The sequence below is a fragment of the Pseudooceanicola sp. NS-SX9 genome, assembly GCF_057380705.1.
The window spans coordinates 2,770,515-2,783,854 of sequence record NZ_CM170818.1 but is presented as its reverse complement, the minus strand read 5'-3'; the positions used below and the strand labels follow the sequence as shown (position 1 = coordinate 2,783,854).

12 protein-coding genes are annotated in these 13,340 nt (G+C 68.7%); 8 read left to right on the top strand and 4 right to left on the bottom strand.

The features are described from left to right. Nucleotides 1-47: 47 nt before the first annotated feature. On the bottom strand, nt 48-1,712 hold the full coding sequence (locus AC2ITM_RS13185; protein WP_486467092.1) for a hypothetical protein: 1,665 nt from the start codon (nt 1,710-1,712) through the stop codon (nt 48-50). A gap of 168 nt (nt 1,713-1,880) precedes the next feature. On the opposite strand from AC2ITM_RS13185, the gene AC2ITM_RS13180 reads away from it, so the two are divergent. After that, nucleotides 1,881-2,543 (top strand): thiamine diphosphokinase, encoded by a 663-nt coding sequence (locus AC2ITM_RS13180; RefSeq protein ID WP_486467091.1) that lies wholly within the window; start codon nt 1,881-1,883, stop codon nt 2,541-2,543. On the opposite strand, the gene AC2ITM_RS13175 is transcribed toward AC2ITM_RS13180, so the two are convergent. Further along, nucleotides 2,544-3,914, bottom strand: a complete 1,371-nt coding sequence (locus AC2ITM_RS13175) for an L-serine ammonia-lyase (protein ID WP_486467090.1) — start codon at nt 3,912-3,914, stop codon at nt 2,544-2,546. A 302-nt stretch (nt 3,915-4,216) separates the two neighbouring features. Between AC2ITM_RS13175 and rpiA the strand changes: the two genes are divergently transcribed. The 5 genes from rpiA (at nt 4,217) to AC2ITM_RS13150 (ending at nt 10,879) form a co-directional block, all read left to right on the top strand. Further along, nucleotides 4,217-4,996, top strand: a complete 780-nt coding sequence (gene rpiA / locus AC2ITM_RS13170; protein WP_486467089.1) for a ribose-5-phosphate isomerase RpiA — start codon at nt 4,217-4,219, stop codon at nt 4,994-4,996. A gap of 58 nt (nt 4,997-5,054) precedes the next feature. Beyond that, nucleotides 5,055-6,431 (top strand): glutathione-disulfide reductase, encoded by a 1,377-nt coding sequence (gene gor, locus AC2ITM_RS13165; RefSeq protein ID WP_486467088.1) that lies wholly within the window; start codon nt 5,055-5,057, stop codon nt 6,429-6,431. A gap of 131 nt (nt 6,432-6,562) precedes the next feature. Beyond that, nucleotides 6,563-7,714 (top strand): FtsH protease activity modulator HflK, encoded by a 1,152-nt coding sequence (hflK, locus tag AC2ITM_RS13160; protein ID WP_486467087.1) that lies wholly within the window; start codon nt 6,563-6,565, stop codon nt 7,712-7,714. A 12-nt stretch (nt 7,715-7,726) separates the two neighbouring features. Then, a complete protein-coding gene (gene hflC, locus AC2ITM_RS13155) occupies nt 7,727-8,896 on the top strand; it encodes a protease modulator HflC (protein ID WP_486467086.1) in 1,170 nt (389 codons plus the stop codon). 435 nt (nt 8,897-9,331) lie between these two features. Beyond that, nucleotides 9,332-10,879 carry a DegQ family serine endoprotease gene (locus tag AC2ITM_RS13150; RefSeq protein WP_486467085.1) on the top strand — a complete coding sequence of 516 codons (1,548 nt, stop codon included), beginning with the start codon at nt 9,332-9,334 and terminating at the stop codon, nt 10,877-10,879. 124 nt (nt 10,880-11,003) lie between these two features. On the opposite strand, the gene AC2ITM_RS13145 is transcribed toward AC2ITM_RS13150, so the two are convergent. Next, complete coding sequence (locus AC2ITM_RS13145; RefSeq protein ID WP_486467084.1) at nt 11,004-11,360, bottom strand: OB-fold nucleic acid binding domain-containing protein; 357 nt, start codon at nt 11,358-11,360, stop codon at nt 11,004-11,006. A 147-nt stretch (nt 11,361-11,507) separates the two neighbouring features. Here AC2ITM_RS13145 and AC2ITM_RS13140 point away from each other — a divergent pair, with 147 nt between their 5' ends. Both AC2ITM_RS13140 and AC2ITM_RS13135 read left to right on the top strand, forming a co-directional pair. Beyond that, on the top strand, nt 11,508-11,831 hold the full coding sequence (locus tag AC2ITM_RS13140) for a 2Fe-2S iron-sulfur cluster-binding protein (RefSeq protein WP_486467083.1): 324 nt from the start codon (nt 11,508-11,510) through the stop codon (nt 11,829-11,831). A 2-nt stretch (nt 11,832-11,833) separates the two neighbouring features. Next, on the top strand, nt 11,834-12,643 hold the full coding sequence (locus tag AC2ITM_RS13135) for an FG-GAP repeat domain-containing protein (RefSeq protein ID WP_486467082.1): 810 nt from the start codon (nt 11,834-11,836) through the stop codon (nt 12,641-12,643). Here AC2ITM_RS13135 and AC2ITM_RS13130 read toward each other — a convergent pair. Continuing rightward, nucleotides 12,638-13,276, bottom strand: a complete 639-nt coding sequence (locus tag AC2ITM_RS13130) for a hypothetical protein (protein WP_486467081.1) — start codon at nt 13,274-13,276, stop codon at nt 12,638-12,640. The genes AC2ITM_RS13135 and AC2ITM_RS13130 overlap by 6 nt on opposite strands. Between the last annotated feature and the right edge of the window lie 64 nt (nt 13,277-13,340).

Sequence of the window (13,340 nt, the reverse complement as noted above, 5' to 3'; positions counted from 1 at the left end):
CATAAGACACGGGCCGTGCGGCGGTGCAAGGGGCTTCGCGGCCGGGGTTATTCGGCTGCGGCGGTTTCGGGACGGAACAGGGTGCTTTCCGAGATCGTGAAGACGCCGGTGCCGCTGCGCAGGATCCGCCCCTCGCGGACCAGTGCGCCGAACAGGCGCAGCCCCTCTTCCTTGTCGAAACCGTCACCGATGACCTGCCGCACCCGTCCCATCAGCTGCGTGCGCGAGAAGGCCTCGCGCCCCAGGATCAGCACCAGGTAGCAGGCGGCGGCCTGCAGCAGGGCGGGCACGTCGCGGGCGCCGACCTCGGCCGCGTAATCGGGGAAGGCGGGGGGCAGGGCGGGCTGTTCGGTGACACGCTGTTCCGCCACCAGCTTGAGCGGCGGATGCGTGGCCGAGGGCCGCACGGCCTGGGCCAGATCGGCCCGGTAAGGTCCCGAGGGATCGCTTGCGGCCGGGGCCTCGCCGGCATCGGCGGCGGTGCGCAGCGCCGCCAGGGTGGCGCGGCGACGGGCGGCGCCGTCTTCCTCGTGATGCTCGGCGGTTTCGCGCAGAATGCGGTCGAATTCCGGGCCGGCGGTGCCGGTGGCGGGGGGCAGGGCGGCCTCGGAGGGCGTTTCGCCGCGCACCGGCGGCAGCGCCTTCAGCACCGCGCTCAGGCCGGTGCCGCGGATCTCCTCCGAGAGGGCCGCCAGTTCACGCTCCAGCTCGCTGGTGCCCTCCGCCGAGGGCCGGGGGGCCGAGGCGGGCGGCAGGAAATCCTCGGACCAGGTGATGGAATCGGCGGCCTCGGCCTGGGCGAGGCGCTCCAGCAGCGTCGGGGCAAGCGACGGAAGGGTTTCCTGTGCCACAGCCGGATTTCCGCTTGCCGGGGCGGGCGCGGCGGGATCCGCCAATTCGTCTTCGTCTTCGTCTTCGTCTTCGTCTTCGTCTTCGTCTTCGTCTTCGTCTTCGTCTTCGTCTTTGGCGTCAGCGTTCTGCGTCGACATGGCCGCAGGCCCCTGATCGGCCTGTGACGGCAGGTCAGGGTCGGCTGCCTCCACGTCGGGCGCCGGTTCAACGGCTGGTGCGGAGGCGGGCAGGGCAATCTCCTCAGTCCCGGCCTGCGGTTGCAGCGGTGCTGCATCGGACGCCGCTTCGGGCAAGGCGGCAGATGGTTCGGGCGCGGCGTCCGGCGCCGGGGCACTTGGCGCCGTCTCAGTCGGCTCTGGCGCAGGATCCGCCTTGGGCGTGGCAAGGGGCGCTGTGGCGACCGGCCAGGCGGGCTCGGCCATGGCATCTTCGCGCGGCAGCGGCACCCGGCGGGCCCGGGCGGCACGCGGGTCCACGGCCTGGGGCGTGACCGGCGACAGCTTCAGCCGGCATCCGCGATCACGGGCCCGGTGCGGGCCCGGCGGCGGGGCGAACAGCTGCCATTCCTCGAAGTCGTGGGTGATCGGATCGGCGGGCGGCGGTGGGGCGTCCCGGCGCAGCACCAGGCCGCCGGGCACTTCCTCGCCATGGACGGGCATCGCCAGGCTGCGCGCGGCCAGCGCCGCCAGCACCTGGGGATCCGGCGGCGGCGGTTCCGCCCCGAAGTGGCGGTCGCGCGCCGACAGGTCGCGGAAATATTCCGCGATCGCCGTCATGGCACCGAACGCATCCTCGAACCCCTCCAGCGTGCAGGAGAAGGTTCCGTAGGACACGGTCAGGATCTTCCGCTGGTCAGCCACTTTACTTCCCGATCCAACTGACGCTACCGACAGCGGGGGGCCGTCACCCCCCCCTGCGCCTGCCGCGTTCCGACCTCATGGTCCGATTCTATCCAGCAGGCTCTCCTTTTGTGACGAGAATGTGGTTACCGTTCAATTTATCACGGGGGAAAAACTCTGGAAGCGGTGATGGAAAGCGCAGGCCCCGTGGCGCTGATCGGGGGCGGGGACGTGCCGGCCAAGGTGGCCGAACGCATCCTGTCGCTCTGCGGGCCGGTGGCTGCGGCGGATGGCGGCGCCGACTGGCTGTTGCGCCGCGGCCGGATGCCCGATGCGGTGATCGGCGACATGGATTCCCTTTCGGTCACGCGGATGCGCCGCCTGCCGCCGGAACGCATCTTTCGCATCACCGAGCAGGACAGCACCGATTTCGAGAAATGCCTGTCGCGCATCGAGGCGCCGCTGATCCTGGGCACCGGCTTTCTGGGGCAGCGCGCCGATCACATGCTGGCGGCGCTGACGGTGCTGGCGCGCTATCCGGCGCGGCGCTGCCTGCTGGCCGGCCCCGAGGACCTGGTCTTCCTCTGCCCGCCCGAGCTGGCGCTGGACCGCCCCCGGGGCGAGCGGTTCTCGCTCTGGCCGCTGGGGCCGGTCGGCGGCACGTCGCAGGGGCTGGAATGGCCGATCGACGGCATCGCCTTTGCGCCCGATGCCCGCGTCGGGACCTCGAACCGGATCAGCGGGCCGCTGCGGCTGCGGATGGATGCGCCCAGGATGCTGGTTCTGATGCCGGTCGCCGCCCTGGAAGAGGTCGGCGCCCAGCTGCTGGCCACCCCCGCCACCTGGGACTGATCAGCAGTTCGGCACGTTCACCGCAAGCCCGCCCAGCGAGGTCTCCTTGTAGTGTTCGTGCATGTCGCGGCCGGTCTGGCGCATCGTCTCGATGCAGGCGTCCAGCGGCACGAAATGGCGCCCGTCGCCGCGCAGCGCCAGGCTTGCCGCGCTGACCGCCTTGATGGCGCCCAGCCCGTTGCGCTCGATGCAGGGCACCTGCACCAGACCCTTCACCGGATCGCAGGTCATCCCCAGGTGATGCTCCAGCGCGATCTCGGCGGCGTTCTCGATCTGCTCGGGCGTGCCGCCCATCACCGCGCACAGCCCCGCCGCCGCCATTGCAGAGGCGCTGCCCACCTCGGCCTGACAGCCCGCCTCGGCCCCGGAAATCGAGGCATTGTACTTGACCAGCCCGCCGATCGCGGCGGCGGTCAGGAAGAATTCGGTCAGCCGGTCGCGGCTGGCGGTCGGCACATGGCCCAGCCAGTAGCGCACCACCGCCGGCAGCACCCCCGAGGCCCCGTTGGTGGGCGCCGTCACCACCCGGCCCCCGGCGGCGTTTTCCTCGTTCACCGCCATGGCATAGCAGCTGATCCAGTCGTTCACGACATGCGGCGGCGCCAGGTTCTGCCCGGCCTCGGCCTTCAGCTGCTGATGCAGCCCCCCGGCCCGCCGCCGCACCGCCAGCCCCCCGGGCAGCTGCCCCTCGCCCTGCAGGCCGCGGTCGATGCACTCCGACATCACCTGCCAGATCTGCGCGATCCCCGAAGACACGTCCGGCCGCCCCCGCGCCGCCTCGTTGGCGGCCTTCATCTGCGCGATGCTCAACCCCGAGGCCCGCGCCATGTCCAGCATCTCGGCCGCGGATTTGAACGGATAGGGCACCGGCGGCCCCTCGGCCACGGCCTGCCCGGCCTCCAGCTCCGCCTCGGTCAGCACAAAGCCGCCACCGACGGAATAATAGACCTCCGACAGGATCACGTCGCCCTGGGCGTCCAGCGCCTCGATCCGCATCCCGTTCGGATGGCCGGGCAGGGCGCGTTCATAGTCAAAGACCAGGTCCCGCCCGGGATCGAAGGCCACCTCCGGCAATCCGTCCGGCCGCAGGACCTTCTCGACCGCGATCCGCACCAGCTCGGCCTCGGCCTTTCCGGCGTCGAACCGCTCCAGCACGAAACCCGCCAGCCCCAGGATCACCGCCCGGTCGGTGGCATGGCCCTTACCGGTGAACGCCAGCGACCCATGCAGCACCGCGCGCAGCCGCGCCGCCCGGAACGGCGCCGCCCGCAGCCGGTCCAGGAACCGCCCCGCCGCCACCATCGGCCCCATTGTGTGCGATGACGACGGCCCGATGCCGATCTTGAAGATCTCGAAGACGGACAGGAACATGCACAAACCTCCAGCAAGCGCATCCACCCTATCCGCCCCGGCGCCGCCCACATCCCCAAAAGCGACCCCTGCCGCCACGACAGCGCCGCCCCTTTCATCTTTCCCCAAATATGCCCGCCGGAGGCGCCCTCCGCCCGTTCCCGCCCTTTCATCTTTCCCTCAAATACGGCCGCCGGAGGCACGGTGCGGGCTGGCCCGCGCCGTTCACCCGCGCACATCCCACCCGTCCTCCGGCGCGTTTCCCCCCTCGCATCGCCCGCGCGTTCTACCTATAAACCCGCCCAAAGCTTTCGGAGACCGCCATGACCCTCGACCTCTCCCCCGCCGACCGCGCCAAGTTCGCCACCGCCCGCCGCGCCGTGGACTTTGTCGAGGACGGCATGCGCCTCGGCCTCGGCACCGGCAGCACTGCCGCCTGGATGGTGCGCTGCCTGGCCGCCCGCATCCGCGACGAAGGCCTGCGGGTGACCACCGTGCCCACCTCGACGCGCACCGCCGAACAGGCCCGCGCCCTCGGCATCAAGGTCGTCTCGCTGAACGAGGCAAAGTGGCTCGACCTGACCATCGACGGGGCCGACGAATTCGACGCCGATCTGAACCTGATCAAGGGCGGCGGCGGCGCGCATCTGCAGGAAAAGGTCGTGGCCACGGCCTCGGACCGCATGGTCGTCATCGCCGACGCCTCGAAAGAGGTCACGACCCTCGGGGCCTTCCCGCTGCCGCTGGAGGTTCTGGACTTCGGCCTGACCGCCACCCGCACCCTGGTCGAACAGGCGCTGACCTCGCTCGACGTGGCCGGCCGCGAGGCGGTGCTGCGCATGGATGGCGACAAACCCTATCGCACGGACGAGGGCAACTGCATCCTCGACCTGCACCTGCGCCGCATCGGGGATGCCCGCCAGCTGGCCATGGTGATGAACCAGATCCCCGGCGTGGTGGAAAACGGCCTTTTCATCGACATCTGCGATGCGGTCGTCATCGGCCATGCCGATGGCCGCACCGAGACCCGCGACATCGCCACCGGCAGCATCGACGAGCGCCAGTTCGACCTGGACGCCGTCTTCGCCACCCTCGGCAACTGAACTAAGGGCCGCCCGCATCCTCCCTCCCGAAGGCGGCCACCCGGACAAGGAGCCCAGCATGAGTTTCGACTATGATCTCTTCGTGATCGGCGCAGGCTCGGGGGGCGTGCGCGCCGCCCGCGTGGCCGCCGCCGAAGGCGCCCGCGTCGCCATCGCCGAGGAAAGCCGCTATGGCGGCACCTGCGTCATTCGCGGCTGCGTGCCGAAAAAGCTGATGGTCTTCGCCTCGGGCTATGGCCGCATGGCCGCCGAGGGCCGCGCCTATGGCTGGGACATCCAGGAAAACGGCTTTGACTGGGAGGCCTTCAAGGCCAAGCTGAACGCGGAACTCGACCGCCTCGAAGGTGTCTACCAGCGCCTGCTGGACGGCTCGGGCGTCGAGAAATTCCACCAGCGCGCCACCCTGGCCGATGCCCATACCATCACCCTGGCCGATGGCACCACGAAGACCGCCAAGCACATCCTGATCGCCACCGGCGGCCGCCCCGTGCGCCCCGCGATCCCCGGCGCCGAGCTGGGCCTCGTTTCGGATGACATCTTCCACATGGAGGTCCTGCCGAAGCGCGTGCTGATCGTCGGCGGCGGCTATATCGGTTGCGAATTCGCCGGCATCCTCAACGGGCTGGGCTGCGACGTGACGCTGTTCTACCGCGGCGAGCAGGTGCTGCGCGGCTTCGATGACGAGGCCCGCACCCTGATCGCGACCGAGATGCAGACCGCCGGCATCGACCTGCGCACCGGCATCGACGTGACCGCGCTGGCGCAAAGCGGCGCCGAGATCGTCGCGACCGCCACCGACGGCGCGACCCATGCCTTCGACGCGGTGATCTTCGCCACCGGCCGCAAGCCCAACACCGACGGTCTGGGCCTTGCGGCGGCCGAGGTGCCGATGGGCGCCAAGGGCCAGATCCTGGTCGACGATTTCTCGCAGACCGCCGTGCCCTCGATCTACGCCATCGGCGACGTGACCGACCGGGTGCAGCTGACCCCGGTGGCGATCCGCGAGGGCATGGCCTTCGTCGAGACCGTCTTCAAGGGCAATCCCACCAAGCCCGACCACGAACTGATCCCGACCGCCGTCTTCACCCAGCCGGAACTGGGTACCGTGGGCCTGTCGGAGGAAGACGCGCTGGCCACCACCAAAGAGCCGCTGGAGATCTACACGACCTCCTTCAAGCCGATGCAGCAAAGCTTTGCCGGCACCGCCGCGCAGAAGATCCTGATGAAGCTGGTGGTCGCGGCGGAAAGCCGCACCGTGCTGGGCTGCCACATCGTCGGCCCCTCGGCCGGAGAGATGATCCAGCTGGCCGGCATCGCGGTGAAGATGGGCGCCACCAAGGAAGATTTCGACCGCACCGTGGCCGTGCACCCGACCGCCGCCGAGGAACTGGTCACCATGCGCAACCCGACCCGGATCCTGACGCCCAAGGGCTAGGCCGGGATACTACGGGTAGATGCCGCTTTCCGTGGTTTCGAAACCTTGTGGCTTATCGTACACAAGATCTTGAAATTACCGTGTCGTTTGCCCAGCTAGGGGCGAACGACACCTTTGGGGAAGGGGAGAACATGGCAGGCAATAACGGCGGCCCCTGGGGCGGCGGCGGCGGATCTCGTCCGACGCCCCCCGGAAATGACGGTGACGGGCGCAAGCCCGGCAACGGCGGGCGCGGTGACGGTATCCCGGATATCGACGACCTCGTGCGCAAGGGGCAGGACCAGTTGCGTGTCCTGATGGGTGGCCGCGGTGGCGGCCCCCGCAAGCCTTCGGGCCCCTCGGGCGAGGGCGGCAGCCCGCTGTTCTCGCGCGGGACGATCGGCATCGGCGTGCTGGTGCTGGTGGCGCTGTGGCTGTTCGCCTCGGTCTACACCGTGCGCCCCGAAGAGAAATCGGTCGAGCTGTTGCTGGGCAAGTACCATGCCACCAAGGATCCGGGCCTGAACTTTGCGCCCTGGCCCTTCGTCACCCACGAGGTCATCGCCACCACCCGCGAACGCAACGTCGACATCGGCGTCGGCGCCAGCAATTCCAACGCGGGGCTGATGCTGACCGGTGACGAGAACATCGTCGACATCGACTTCCAGGTGGTCTGGAACATCACCGATCCGGCCAAGTACCTGTTCAACCTGCGCGATCCGCAGATGACGATTTCGGCCGTGTCGGAATCCGCCATGCGCGAGATCATCGCCCAGTCCGACCTGGCACCGATCCTGAACCGCGACCGCGGCAGCATCGCCAGCCGTCTGCGCGACCTGATCCAGTCGACGCTGGACAGCTACGACAGCGGCATGCACGTCGTGCGCGTCAACTTCGACAAGGCCGATCCGCCCGCCCAGGTGATCGACGCCTTCCGCGAGGTCCAGGCGGCCGAGCAGGAGCGCGAGAAGCTGACCAACCAGGCCGATGCCTATGCCAACCGCGTCACCGCCGCCGCCCGCGGCGAGGCCGCCCAGGTCGTCCAGGAGGCCGAGGGCTACCGTGCCCAGGTCGTCAACGAGGCCGAGGGCGAGGCCAGCCGCTTCATCGCCGTGCTGAACGAATACCGCAAGGCCCCCGAGGTGACGCGCAAGCGCCTTTACATCGACGCCATGCAGGACGTGCTGGGCGATGTGAACAAGGTGGTCATCGACGACAAGGCGGGGTCGGGCGTGCTGCCCTATCTGCCGCTGCCGCAACTGGCCCCGCAGGCATCCGCCCCCGCGGCCCCGGCGCAGAAATAAGGAGGCCGAGACATGAAGAAAACCACCATTCTCGTCCCCGTCGCCGTGGTCCTGCTGGCGCTGCTGTTCTCCTCTGTCTACATCGTGGACGAGCGGCAGAAGGTGCTGGTGCTGCAGTTCGGCCGCGTCGTTGATGTCAAGGAGCAGCCCGGTCTGAACTTCAAGATCCCGCTGATTCAGGAGGTCGTGCGCTACGACGACCGCATCCTGTCGCGCGACATGGACCCGCTGGAGGTCACGCCGCTGGATGACCGCCGCCTGGTGGTCGATGCCTTCGCCCGCTACCGCATCGGCGATGTGCGCCAGTTCCGCCAGGCCAACGGCAGTGCCGGGCTGACGGCGGCCGAGGCGCGGCTGGATTCCATCCTGCGCGCCCAGACGCGCGAGGTCCTGGGCTCGGTCACCTCGAACGAGATCCTGTCCTCGGACCGTGCGGCGCTGATGTCGCGGGTCAAGGAGGCGGCGCTGGACGAGGCCAAGGGCCTGGGTCTGGACCTGATCGACGTGCGCCTGAAACGCACCGACCTGCCGACCGAGAACCTGGACGCCACCTTTGCCCGGATGCGCGCCGAGCGCGAACGCGAGGCGGCCGACGAGATCGCCCGCGGCAACGAACGCGCCCAGGAGATCCGCGCCGAGGCCGACCGCAAAAAGGTCGAGCTGGTCTCGGATGCCAACCGCAAGGCCGAGATCATCCGCGGCGAGGCCGATGCCCGGCGCAGCGCGATCTATGCCCAGGCCTTCGGCCAGGACCCGGAGTTCTTCGATTTCTACCGCTCGCTCAATGCCTACCGGAAGGCGTTTTCGGGCAGCAGCTCGACCATGGTGCTGTCGCCCGACAGCGAGTTCTTCTCGTATCTGAAGTCCGACAACCCGACGGATGCCAAGCCCGCGCCCTTCGATCCCTCGGTGCTGGACCAGCCCATTCCCGGGGCGGACGAAGTGTCGAAGATGGACGAGAACGGCGCCACCGTGGGCGAACCCACCCAGGCCATCGACGCGGCGCCTGCCGCCGATGCCGCCACGTCCGAGACCGCAGGCACGACGGGCAGCAGCGCGACGGACAGCAGCGACCCCGCCCAGGAAACCGCGCCGCAGGACGGTGCGGGTGATGCGGCGGCCAGCGATGCGGGCAACCCCTCGCTGGTGCCGCAGGCCGGGGCTGCGACGCCGGGCCAGTAAGGGCCGGGACCGCGTGTTTCAGGGGGCCGGCTGCCATGCCGGCCCCTTCGTTTTGCGCGCCGCATCCCGCGACAGCCGGCGTGCGGGCATGTTTCAGTCTGTTGCGGATTTGGCCGGCGGACCGGGCCGTTCCGCTTTGCGTGCGGTGTCGTGAAATGGTTTTTTCGGGTCGGCAAAGGCTTGCCGAGAGATGCAAAAATTTACGAAAAATCAGGGGTTTCCGGCAAGTCTGCCGGGGTCGGGTCTGCCCCTTGTGGTTGAGCTGTCGCGACGTGCTCTCTCACGTGGCGGTCACGTCCTGTTGACGCTGCGCGATAGGCTTTGTGTTGCGGGCGGTTGGGCCTACATTAGAACCAAAGTCAGTTCAGCCCGGGGCCGGGATCGGCCGGGTCCGGGGGCCAGGAACGGACATTTCAGATTGAAGGAGACAAGGGAATGATGAGACAGGCCTCGGCCCTGCGAATCCAGTCCCCGCAGGCCCTGCGGGCGTTCTGGATGGGCGCGATCGCGACCGTCATGCTGCTGGGTCAGACGATGGCGGCCCGCGCGCTGCCCGACAGCTTTGCCGACCTGGCAGACAAGGTCAGCCCCGCGGTGGTGATGATCACCACCTCGACCACGGTGACCACCACCGACGACCAGATGCCCATGGTGCCGGAAGGGTCCCCGTTCGAGGACTTCTTCAAGGACTTCCAGAACCGCAACAAGGACAAGGGCAAACCCCACCGCAGCGAGGCCCTGGGGTCTGGCTTCGTGATCTCGGAAGATGGCTACATCGTCACCAACAATCACGTCATCGAGAATGCTGACGAGATCTCGATCGAGTTCTACGACGGCCACACCGAAGACGCCAAGCTGGTGGGTACCGATCCGAACACCGACATCGCCCTGCTGAAGGTCGATGCCAAGAAACCGCTGCCCTTCGTCACCTTCGGCGACAGCGACAAGGCCCGCGTCGGCGACTGGGTCATGGCGATGGGCAACCCGCTGGGGCAGGGCTTCTCGGTCACGGCGGGCATCGTTTCGGCGCGCAACCGGGCGCTGTCGGGCACCTATGACGACTACATCCAGACCGATGCCGCCATCAACCGCGGCAACTCGGGCGGTCCGCTGTTCAACCTGAACGGCGAGGTCATCGGCGTGAACACCGCGATCCTGTCGCCCAACGGCGGTTCGATCGGCATCGGCTTCTCGATGGCGTCGAACGTGGTCTCGAAGGTCGTCGATCAGCTGAAACAGTACGGCGAGACCCGCCGTGGCTGGATCGGCGTGCGCATCCAGGACGTGACCAAGGACATGGCCGATGCCATGGGCCTGGCTTCGACCAATGGCGCGATGGTCACCGATGTGCCGGATGGTCCGGCGAAGGATGCCGGCATGAAGTCGGGTGACGTGATCACCAACTTTGACGGCAAGGACGTCACCGACACCCGCGAGCTGGTTCGCCAGGTCGGCAACACCGCCGTCGGCAAGACCGTTCGCGTCACCGTCTGGCGCAATGGCAGCACCGAGACGCTGAAGATCACCCTGGGTCGTCGCGAGACATCGGAAGCGGCCACCCCGACCGCCCAGCAAAAGCCTGGTGACGACAAGGACCAGAGCTCGGACCTGATGGGCATGACGCTGAGCCCGCTGACCTCGGACATGAAATCCGAGCTGGGGCTGGATGACGACGTGACCGGCCTGGCCGTCACCGATGTCGACGAGATGTCGGAAGCCTATACCAAGGGCATCCGCACCGGCGACGTGATCACCAGCGCCGGCCAGGAGAAGGTCGAGGCGGTGGCCGATCTGCAGGCCCGCATCGACGATGCCAAGAAGGCCGGTCGCAAATCCGTCCTGCTGCTGATCCGCCGCGGCTCGGACCCCCGCTTTGTCGCCCTGCCGCTGGACGGCGGTGACGACCAGGGGTCGGACAAGGGCGCCGACAAGGCCGCCCCCGATGCCGGGTCCTCGGACACCGGGTCGACCGACACCAAGTAAGGGTCGGGTGTTTCGGAAAAGGGAAGGGGCGCCCCTGCGGGCGCCCCTTCTGTTTGGGGGCGCTGCCCCCGTCTTCCTGCGGAAGCCTCCCCCGGAGTATTTATGGCCAGATGACGGGGAAGGGTCAGCCCGGGGCCAGCAGCGTGTCGAGCAGGGGCGAGATGTCTTCGACCTGTTCGGCAAGGACATGGGTGACGTCATGGGCGCGCTGCAGCGGGCCGGTGATGCGCAGCATCCGTCCCGAGATCACCGCGCGGCGGAAGGCCTCGAACACGCGGCGCCAGACGATGACGTTGACGACGCCGGTCTCGTCCTCGAGGGTGAGGAAGACCACGCCCTTCGCGGTGCCGGGGCGCTGGCGCAGGATCACCAGCCCGGCGACGGTGACGCGGGCGCCCTGGGGCGGGAGGTCGAGCAGGCAGGCCGGCAGCGCCGCGGGGGGGCGGGGCCAGTCGGTGGGGCGTGCGGGCAAAGCGGGCATGGCGGTGATCAAGCGACAGGCAGGGGTTGTGAACATATATAGAACATTTTTGCTCTGCCGCAAAGGGGGGGCGGGAAAGGGGCTGGAAGCGCGGCGCGTGCGAGGCTAGGACACGTCGGACGAAGCAAGACATCGGACGAGGCACCCATGGCCAAGATCACCTATATCGAGCACGGCGGCACCGAGCATGTCGTGGAGGTCCCGAACGGGCTGACCGTGATGGAGGGGGCCCGTGACAACGGCATTCCCGGCATCGAGGCGGATTGCGGCGGCGCCTGCGCCTGCTCGACCTGCCATGTCTACGTGGCAGAAGACTGGGTCGAGAAGCTGCCGGCGAAGGACGACATGGAAGAGGACATGCTGGATTTTGCCTACCAGCCGGATCCCGTGCGCTCGCGGCTGACCTGCCAGATCAAGGTGACGGACGCGCTGGACGGGCTGGTCGTGCAGATGCCCGAGCGGCAGATCTGAGAATGAACCGGGGCGGGGCAGGAGAGATCCCGCATCGCCCCGCCCCCCGGGCGCGGCGTCGGGCCGTGTGCCGGTGGCGGCGGATCGCCCGCCGCGCCTTGCGGGCGCCGGGCCCGTGGCTGGCGGCGCTGCTGCTGTCGGCCGGGCCCGTCCTGGCCGATGCTCCGGTGATCTTGGGGGTCGATTTCATCCTGCCGACAGAGCGGTATCCGCATGGGGTCCTGGGCGACCGGGTGGAACATGGCGGCCTGGCTGTGCGGCTGTCGGACGGGCAGCGGCGGCGGATGGTGCTGCCCGACAACCTGGTCTTCGAGGACGTGGCGCCGCGGTTGGTGGACCTGGACGGTGATGGCGCGCCGGAAATCCTGGTGGTCGAAAGCGCCCTGACGCAGGGATCGCGGCTGGCGGTCTGGGATGCGACGGGGCGGCGCACCGCAACGGCCTTCATCGGGCGGCCCTATCGCTGGTTGGCGCCGGTGGGGGCGGCGGATCTGGATGGCGACGGCGTGATCGAGATCGCCTATATCGACCGGCCACACCTGGACCAGACCCTGCGCATCCTGCGCTATCGGGATGGCCGGCTATGGCCGGTGGCGGCGCAGTCGGGGGTCAGCAATCACCGCATCGGCTGGACCGCGATCACCGGCGGGCTGCGGCTGTGTCCCGGCGCGGTGCCGCAGATGATCCTGGCCAGCGGCGACTGGCAAAAGGTCCTGGCGTTGCAGCTGACTGCCGGGGGCCGGATCCTGCAGCACGACCTTGGCCCCTACAGCGCCACGCGGATGGCGGCGGCGCTGCGCTGCGGGTCATGACATCGGCGGCGCGCTTTGCGGCAGGGCCAGGCCCTGGGGTTTCGGCCCGCCCATGGTCCACAGGATGAAGGGCAGGGTGGCGATGGGGAATGCCTCGGGGCGGCGGAACGGCCAGAACCGGTGGATCATCAGCGCCGAGGCGAATTTCAGCGCCGCCAGCCCCGGCAGGCTGAGGAGCAGTCGCGGGATATCCGTGTAAAGCGTCAGGAAGGCGATCCCGGTCAGCGTCAGCCCCACCAGCAGCCCCAGGATCCCCAGCAGGAAGAAGGCGGTGCGGCGTGGCCCGCTTTCCTCCATCCGGTAGGTCAGCCGGGGAGAGACCTCGGCCAGGCGGGTCGAGGTCTCTGACACCAGCGTCAGGAAGATCAGCAGGTTGGTATCGGGCACGCCCTGGCGGGCCGGGCTGACGATCTGCAGGTGGCGCTTGCCCGACGGGCTGGCAAGCGCGAAGCGCAGCAGCCGCATCCGGGCGCCACGCATCTGCACCAGGCTGACCCCGGTCACGTCGCGCAGCAGGAAATCCCCCTCGGGACCGCAGAGGCGGTCGCCGGAGAGTTTCCAGTCCTGAACCGGGCGAAGCCGGGACGGCCGGAACGAGAAATGGACCGCCTCAAGCGGCTGGGCAGAGGTCATGGCGCGAGCTTAAGCAAAAGTGCGGATCAGGCAAGCAAACGCTGCGCCCGCGCCGAAGGTTTCA

Bases quoted from the DNA above. Each gene is read 5' to 3' on its own strand.
- AC2ITM_RS13180 (WP_486467091.1), top strand. From the start codon at position 1,881: ATGGAAAGCGCAGGCCCCGTGGCGCTGATCGGGGGCGGGGACGTGCCG.
- AC2ITM_RS13175 (WP_486467090.1), bottom strand. From the start codon at position 3,914: ATGTTCCTGTCCGTCTTCGAGATCTTCAAGATCGGCATCGGGCCGTCG.
- rpiA (WP_486467089.1), top strand. From the start codon at position 4,217: ATGACCCTCGACCTCTCCCCCGCCGACCGCGCCAAGTTCGCCACCGCC.
- gor (WP_486467088.1), top strand. From the start codon at position 5,055: ATGAGTTTCGACTATGATCTCTTCGTGATCGGCGCAGGCTCGGGGGGC.
- hflK (WP_486467087.1), top strand. From the start codon at position 6,563: ATGGCAGGCAATAACGGCGGCCCCTGGGGCGGCGGCGGCGGATCTCGT.
- hflC (WP_486467086.1), top strand. From the start codon at position 7,727: ATGAAGAAAACCACCATTCTCGTCCCCGTCGCCGTGGTCCTGCTGGCG.
- AC2ITM_RS13150 (WP_486467085.1), top strand. From the start codon at position 9,332: ATGATGAGACAGGCCTCGGCCCTGCGAATCCAGTCCCCGCAGGCCCTG.
- AC2ITM_RS13145 (WP_486467084.1), bottom strand. From the start codon at position 11,360: ATGCCCGCTTTGCCCGCACGCCCCACCGACTGGCCCCGCCCCCCCGCG.
- AC2ITM_RS13140 (WP_486467083.1), top strand. From the start codon at position 11,508: ATGGCCAAGATCACCTATATCGAGCACGGCGGCACCGAGCATGTCGTG.
- AC2ITM_RS13135 (WP_486467082.1), top strand. From the start codon at position 11,834: ATGAACCGGGGCGGGGCAGGAGAGATCCCGCATCGCCCCGCCCCCCGG.
- AC2ITM_RS13130 (WP_486467081.1), bottom strand. From the start codon at position 13,276: ATGACCTCTGCCCAGCCGCTTGAGGCGGTCCATTTCTCGTTCCGGCCG.